Raw genomic sequence first — 6,756 nt, 5'->3', positions numbered from 1 at the left:
CCACGTATTGCGGGGTGTTGTCCTCCGGGTTCCACTCGACCCCGTGCTGCAGCAGGTCCCACGCCTCGTTCGCGTAGTAGACCTCGTCGAACACCAGCTCTCTCGGATGGGACAGGTTCACCATCCGCAGCAGCAGCGCGATGCCGGTGACCAGCAGCGCCGCCAGCCAGAAGCCTGGCGTGGCGGGATCCGGCCGGGACAGCCGGCGACGCACTACGTCCGGCACGGTCCGCGCTTGCGACGTCATCCGGTGATCGTAAAGGCCGCGGGCCCGCCCGTCCGTCCCGGCAGGCACAGGACGCCGGGCAGGCCGGACAGCGGCAGGCCGGACAGCGGCAGGCCGGACAGCGGCAGGCCGGACAGCGGCGACGACGCCGTCAGTGCCGGCGGCTCACTTCAGCTGACCGGCGGTCAGGCCGGACTGCACCTGTCGCTGGAACACGAGGTACAGGATGAGCACCGGCAGCATCGCGATCGCCATACCGGCGAACAGTGCGCTGTAGTCGCCGGCATACCCCTGGTTGATGGCGAGCGCGGTGAGTCCCTGCGTCAGCACCCACTGCTTCTCCGCGCCCTCGCCCTGCATGAGGACGATCGGCAGCACGTACTGGTTCCAGTGGCCGAGCAGGTTGAAGATGCCGACACTGATCAGGCCCGGGCGGGCCATCGGCAGCATGATGCGGAAGAACAGGCCGAAGTGGGAGCAGCCGTCGACCATCGCGGCCTCGGCGACCGAGCTCGGCAGGGTCCGGAAGAACGCGGTGAGGAAGAAGACGGTGAAGGGCAGCGAGTAGGCGCTGTAGACCAGGATCAGGCCGAGGTGGGTGGAGAGCAGGCCGAGGTTCTTCACCACGAAGAACAGCGGCACGAGCGACAGGAAGACCGGGAACATCATCCCGCCGACGAACAGGAAGTACACCAGGCGGCTGCCGCGGAAGGTGTACCTGGCCAGTACATAGGCGGCCATCGCACCAAGGAGCATGGTGACGACCAGGGCGCCGGCGACGACGATCGCGGTGTTGAGGAAGTAGCGGCCGATGCTGGCCTCGGTCCAGGCCCGGCTCCAGTTGTCGAAGCGCAGCTTCGACGGCAGGCTCCACGCGCTGGTGAGGATCTCGTTGTCGTCCTTGAACGCGCTGAGGATCGCCCAGATCAGCGGGAACGTGGTCAGCACGGCCCAGCCGACGAGGAACGTGTGCGAGAAGGCGTTGACGACACCGAAGCGCCGTCTGGCGGGCGGGGCCGGCGGAGCGGGCCGAGCGGGGGGCTTCTCGAGCAGCGTCGTCACAGTTCGATCCGATCCCGCCGGGAGAGGCGCAGCGCGACGACGGCGATGGACAACGTCAGGAAGAACATCGTGACCCCGATCGCGGAGGCGTAGCCGAACTTGTACTCGCCCATCGCGGTGTCGTACAGCCGCAGACCGATGACGTCGGAGCTGTTGCCCGGGCCGCCCAGCGTGATGATCTGCACGACCGCGAACCCGTCGATGGCGAGGATCGCCAGGTACACCCATGCCACCTGGATCGTGTCCCACAGCAGCGGCACCGTGATCTTGCGCAGGGTCTCGCCGCGTTCGGCGCCGTCGAGCATCGCCGCCTCGTAGATCTCCCTCGGGATCGACTGCATGGCGGCGTTGAAGAGCACGACGTAGAAGCCGACGTTGCTCCACACCATGACGGCCAGGACGCACCAGAAGGCGAGGTCCGGGACGCCGAGCCAGGGTTTCGCCAGGCCGTCGAGGCCGATCGCGCGCAGGAACCCGTTGAGGATGCCGCTGCGGGGGGCGTACACCTCCTTCCACAGCACGCCGATGATCGCCACCGACAGCACCTGCGGGAAGAAGTAGACGACGCGGTAGAAGGCGGCGCCGCGGACCCCGCGCACGCCGGCCTTGCCGGAGCGGCCGCCGACGCTGAGCATCGAGGCGAAGAACAACGCCAGCACGATCGTGACGATCGGCAGTGCCACGAGGATGATGGCGTTGTTCTTCAGCGCGTTCCACACGTAGTGGTCCTGCAGGAGCCGGCTGAAGTTCTCCGGTCCCACGTACCGGTAGGTCGGCGACAGTCCCCGCCAGTCGGTCAGCGAGATCTGGAACGCCTGCAGGTACGGCGAGATGACGAACACGGCGTACAGCGCCAGCGGCGGTACGAGAAATGTGAACAGGAACAGGCGCCGGCCGTGCCGCATGGGGTCAGCTCCGCTTGTACTTCGTGATCGAGGTGTCCTTGGCGATCTCGTCGGCGCCCTTCTGGCACGCCTCGACGAACTGCTGGGCGTTGATCCGCTTGGTGAAGAGGTCGCCGCAGGCCGCGTCGACGAGGTTGCGCTCCAGCTTGCGGTAGAAGGAGTTGTACACCCAGTTGAAGCCCTTGTCGCCGGACGCCTTGAGCGCCTTGGTGACGCTGGTGAGGCCGGGCGGCAGCTCGACGCCTTCCTCGGCGCCCGCGACGCAGGTCAGGCTGGACGTCTTCTTCGTGAAGTCCGCGGCGCCCTTCTTCGACAGCATGATGCGCATGAGCTCCATGCCGCCGTTGGCGTTCTTGGCCTTGGCCGGCACGATGTACGGCTCACCGGCCGTCCCCCGCAGCGCCTCGAACGGCAGCTTGTCCGACGAGCTCAGGCTGGGCGTCGGCGCGATCGCCATCTTGAACGCGGGCGGCGTGACCTTCTTCTGCTCGCTCTCCAGCCACGAGCCGCAGGAGAGGAAGACGGCGTTGCCCTTCGACCACTCGGTCTGCGACTGGATGTGGTCCAGGCCCTCGGAGCCCGGCAGGATGAACCCGTCGACGGCGAGCTGCGAGTACGCGTCGGCGGCGGCCTTGATCGCCTCGTGCTTCCACGCGTTGGGCTCGAGGTTGTCGATGGCGAGCAGGACCTCGGGTCCCGCCATCTTCGCCGCCGCGGACAGGATCGGCCAGCTCATGTAGCGCGGGTGTTTGCCCTGGTACGTCCACGGCGCGATGCCGGCCGCCTTGATGGTCCTGCAGAGGGCGATCATCTCGTCCCAGGTCTTCGGATACTGCCAGCCCTTGTCGGCGAGGAGCTTCTCGTCGAACCAGATGCCGTAGGCGGTGTAGGCGTAGTTGAGCGCGAACACCTTGCCGTTGTAGGTGCCGGGCAGCAGGGACCCCGGCAGCAGGGTGTCACGGACCTTCTTGCCCGCGATGTCGAGGCTCGGCGCGTCGAGCAGCGGCGAGAGGTCGGCGAGCGCGTTCTGCGAGACGAGCCCGTTGAAGTCGATCTGCGACGCGCCGGAGTTGTTGACCATGTCGGGCGGGCTGCCGTCGACGAACCGCGGCTGCAGCGTCTTGCCGATCTCCTGGGTGGCGGAGTGCTTGATCTCCGCCTTCGGGTATTTCTCCTTGTACATGGCCTCGTGCGCCTTGGCGTAGTCCTCGCCGAAGCCACCGTTGAAGATGACGACCTCGAGCGGGGCGTCGTCCTTGACGCCGAGCGGGTTGACGTTGGTCTTGTCACCCTCGGCGGACTTGGTGTCCCCGCCGCCGCCGCCCGTGGCACAGGCGCTCAACGCGGCCGGGGCGGTGGCCAGCAGCGCGGCGGTGGCCGTCGTCTGCAGGACGCCCCTGCGGGTCAGCGTGTTCATCCTTCGTGCTCCTTCGTTGGGGGTCGAGGGGGCGCTCGTTGCCACCGAGGATGAAGGTTTCCAACGGAACTTTCAAGAGTAGGAAGGTTCCTGCCACCATGATCAGGCCAAATATTGATGAAATGTTGCCCCTCATGCCGTCAGCCGCGTGTGTACGGCGTTGCTGACCGGCACCCCGGTGAGCGCGGCGATCGCGAGGACGACCGCGCCGGCTGCGCCGTCGCGCGCCTCGGCGGGCTCGACCCGGAACCGCCGGCTCACCCCGGCGCGGACCAGATCCGCGACGGGCCCGGCGGTGAGCAGTACCGACCCGGCGAGCACGACCGTCTCCGCGCCGCCCCCGGCGACGGTGCCGAGGGAATGCAGCAGGTGCGCGGCCGCCTCCTCCACGATGGCCCGGGCCACCGCGTCGCCGTCGAGCGCCGCCTGCCCGACCAGGGGTGCGAGGAGGCCGAGCTCGGCCGGCGGGCGTCGGTAGGCGACCCGGACGAGCGCCTGGGCCCGCTCCTGCGGGTCCGTGCCCGCCGGTGTCCGCAGCATCGCGATCGCGGGTTCGGTGCCCGCCGGCGACCCTGGCATCGCGGTCGCGGGTTCGGTGCTCGCCGGTGTCCGCAGCATCGCGATCGCGGGCTCGGTCAGGCCGGTCGCGGGGCCGCGTCCGTCCAGCGCCCGCAGCACCGCGCGCAACGCCTCGCGGCCCTGCCACACCGCTGAGCCCTCGTCGCCGAGCAGCCATCCATAGCCGTCGCAGCGTCGGTGCGGCACGCGGTCGCGGAACGCCACGGCCGCGGCTCCGGTGCCCGACAGCAGCAGCAGGCCGTCCTTTCGCGGGGTGCCCGCGGCGAAGGCGACCTCCAGGTCGGTGACGCTGCGCGGCGCACCGGACAGCCCGGCGGCGTGCCACGCCTCCTCGGCCGCCGCGCGGGCCTCGGCCCGTCCCGCCGAAGCGGCACCAGCCGCGCCGACCACCCCCGCCGCCACCGAAGCGGGGTCGATGCCTCGCAGGGCCTCACGGAGCGCCTGCTCCAGGGCCTGCGCCGGGCGGCCGCCGCTGGAGTTCTGATTCGCCCCGGACGAGCGGCCACGCCCCAGCACCACGCCATCGGCGGTCGCCACTACGCAACGGGTGCTGGTGGCGCCCGCGTCGATGCCGGCAACCAAAGGTGCGTGCACCGGAACACCGTACTGCATTGACGAAAAGGTCGGGAGAACGGAAACTTTCCCACATGAAGGTGAGCCGGCAGTCCGCCGAGGGCGGCGCCACGTCCACCGCGGTGAAGATCCGAGGGCTGCTGCCCTCGCTCTCCCCGGCGGAGCAACGCGTCGGACGGATCGTCGCCGAGGAGTCCGCCACAGCGGCCCAGCTGACGATCACGGAGCTGTCGAAGCGCGCCGAGACGTCGGAGACGACCGTCATCCGATTCTGCCGCGCCATCGGCTTCTCCGGCTATCCGGAGTTGCGGCTCAGACTGGCCGCCGAGGCAGGACGGGCACAGGACGAAGGCGGCCCCGGCGAGGCACCCGGCAGCGACATCAGCCAGACCGACGACCTCGCGACCGTCGTCAAGACGATCGCGTTCGCCGACGCCAGGGCCGTCGAGGACACCGCCGCCCAGCTCGACCTGGAGATCCTGCAGCAGGTGATCGACGCCGTCGCCGCCGCGCGCCGGGTCGACATCTACGGTGTCGGCGCCAGCGCGTTCGTCGCCCGCGACTTCCAGATGAAGCTGCACCGCGTCGGCCTCGTCGCCTACACCTGGTCGGACCTGCACCTGGCGCTCACCAGCGCGGCGCTGCTCGACGAGCGCGACGTCGCCATCGGCATCTCCCACACCGGCACGACCGTCGACACGATCGAGGCGTTCGGTGAGGCCGGCAGGCGCGGCGCCACGACCGTCGCGCTCACCAACTTCCCCAAGTCGCCGATCACCCGCATCGCCGACCTGACCCTCACCACCGCAGCCCGCGAGACCACGTTCCGCTCCGGGGCGATGGCCAGCCGGCTGGCGCAGCTCACCGTCGTCGACTGCGTCTTCGTGGGTGTCGCCCAGAAGACGTACGCACAGACGAAAGCGGCCGTGGAGAAGACCCGCGAGGCGGTCCGCAGCCGGCGGGTGCGACCGGAACGAGGACCCTGGTGACCGTTTCGCCCCCGATCGCCCCGACGGAGGAACGCAACGCGCGGACCCATCAGATCGACCAGCTGCCCACGCTGCAGCTCCTCGAACTGATCAACGCCGAGGACGCGACCGTCGCGGCCGCCGTCGCCGCGGTGCTTCCCGACCTCGCGTCGGCCGTCGACGGCTGTGTGGACGCGCTGCGCTCCGGCCATCGGCTGCACTACTTCGGTGCCGGCACGTCCGGCCGGATGGCGGTGCTCGACGCCACGGAGCTGCGCCCCACGTACGGTGTGGAGCCCGGCCATGTCGTCGCGCACCTCGCCGGTGGGACCCGCGCCCTCACCGACGCCGTCGAGGCCGCCGAGGACGACGCCGAGACCGGTTTCGCGACCGCCGTCGAGGTCCTCACCGCCGGCGACGTCGCGGTCGGCATCACCGCCAGCGGCGGCACCCCCTTCGTCGGCGGCGCGCTGCGGGCCGCCCGCGACCGCGGCGCGCGCACCGTCCTGCTGTCCGCCAACCCGAACGCGGCGCTCGCCCCCTACGCCGACATCCACCTCGCCGTCGACACCGGTCCCGAGGTGGTCACCGGTTCGACCCGGATGAAGGCGGGCACCGCGCAGAAGCTCGTGCTCAACGCGTTGTCGACCGCGGTGATGGTCCGGCTGGGCCGCACGTACTCCAACCTGATGACCGACATGGTCGCCAGCAACGCCAAGCTCCGCGTGCGCCAGGTCCGCATGCTGGTCCAGGCGACCGGCCTGCCCGCCGACACCTGCCAGGCCGCCCTCACCGCCGCCGGCGACGAGGCGAAGGTGGCGCTGCTGACGCTGCTCACCCGCGCCGACGTCACCGAGGCCCGCCGCGCCCTGCGCGCCGCCGGCGGCGTCGTCCACCGCGCCCTGCACACGGTCCGATAACGCATTTTAATTGGTTGGCTTTCTGGTGGGCCGGGCTTATCGTTGAACATGTCAACGCGACAAAGACACTTTCAAGGGGAGTCACGATGAGGACCTGGACCGCACC

The 6,756-nt window shown here is 69.9% G+C and carries 6 protein-coding genes and 1 pseudogene; 2 read left to right on the top strand and 5 right to left on the bottom strand.

Features of this window, described 5'->3' with window-relative positions; translation table 11 throughout:
* From ABZS58_RS44640 to ABZS58_RS44620, 5 genes and pseudogenes are all read right to left on the bottom strand, one after another.
* Positions 1 to 247, bottom strand: a pseudogene (locus ABZS58_RS44640) (phospholipid carrier-dependent glycosyltransferase); the annotation flags it as partial.
* Between the two features lie 144 nt (positions 248 to 391).
* On the bottom strand, positions 392 to 1,279 hold the full coding sequence (locus ABZS58_RS44635; RefSeq protein WP_354790241.1) for a carbohydrate ABC transporter permease: 888 nt from the start codon (positions 1,277 to 1,279) through the stop codon (positions 392 to 394).
* Between the two features lie 5 nt (positions 1,280 to 1,284).
* On the bottom strand, positions 1,285 to 2,193 hold the full coding sequence (locus ABZS58_RS44630; RefSeq protein ID WP_354790234.1) for a sugar ABC transporter permease: 909 nt from the start codon (positions 2,191 to 2,193) through the stop codon (positions 1,285 to 1,287).
* 4 nt (positions 2,194 to 2,197) lie between these two features.
* On the bottom strand, positions 2,198 to 3,610 hold the full coding sequence (ngcE, locus tag ABZS58_RS44625) for an N-acetylglucosamine/diacetylchitobiose ABC transporter substrate-binding protein (RefSeq protein WP_354790233.1): 1,413 nt from the start codon (positions 3,608 to 3,610) through the stop codon (positions 2,198 to 2,200).
* Between the two features lie 132 nt (positions 3,611 to 3,742).
* Complete coding sequence (locus tag ABZS58_RS44620) at positions 3,743 to 4,783, bottom strand: BadF/BadG/BcrA/BcrD ATPase family protein (protein WP_354790232.1); 1,041 nt, start codon at positions 4,781 to 4,783, stop codon at positions 3,743 to 3,745.
* A gap of 53 nt (positions 4,784 to 4,836) precedes the next feature.
* Between ABZS58_RS44620 and ABZS58_RS44615 the strand changes: the two genes are divergently transcribed.
* Entirely contained in the window at positions 4,837 to 5,751 is a 915-nt protein-coding gene (locus ABZS58_RS44615; protein ID WP_354790231.1) for a MurR/RpiR family transcriptional regulator, read from the top strand.
* A complete protein-coding gene (gene murQ, locus ABZS58_RS44610; RefSeq protein ID WP_354790230.1) occupies positions 5,748 to 6,650 on the top strand; it encodes an N-acetylmuramic acid 6-phosphate etherase in 903 nt (300 codons plus the stop codon). Before ABZS58_RS44615 ends, murQ begins: the two co-directional genes overlap by 4 nt.
* Positions 6,651 to 6,756: the final 106 nt, after the last annotated feature.

Source organism: Dactylosporangium sp. NPDC005555 (assembly GCF_040605635.1).
Classification (GTDB): domain Bacteria; phylum Actinomycetota; class Actinomycetes; order Mycobacteriales; family Micromonosporaceae; genus Dactylosporangium.
This window is presented reverse-complemented; position numbering and strand designations above follow the sequence as displayed.

What these genes read in the sequence shown, in the direction of transcription:
- ABZS58_RS44630 (WP_354790234.1), bottom strand. Translation starts at nt 2,193, where the DNA reads ATGCGGCACGGCCGGCGCCTGTTCCTGTTCACATTTCTCGTACCGCCG.
- ngcE (WP_354790233.1), bottom strand. Translation starts at nt 3,610, where the DNA reads ATGAACACGCTGACCCGCAGGGGCGTCCTGCAGACGACGGCCACCGCC.
- ABZS58_RS44615 (WP_354790231.1), top strand. Translation starts at nt 4,837, where the DNA reads ATGAAGGTGAGCCGGCAGTCCGCCGAGGGCGGCGCCACGTCCACCGCG.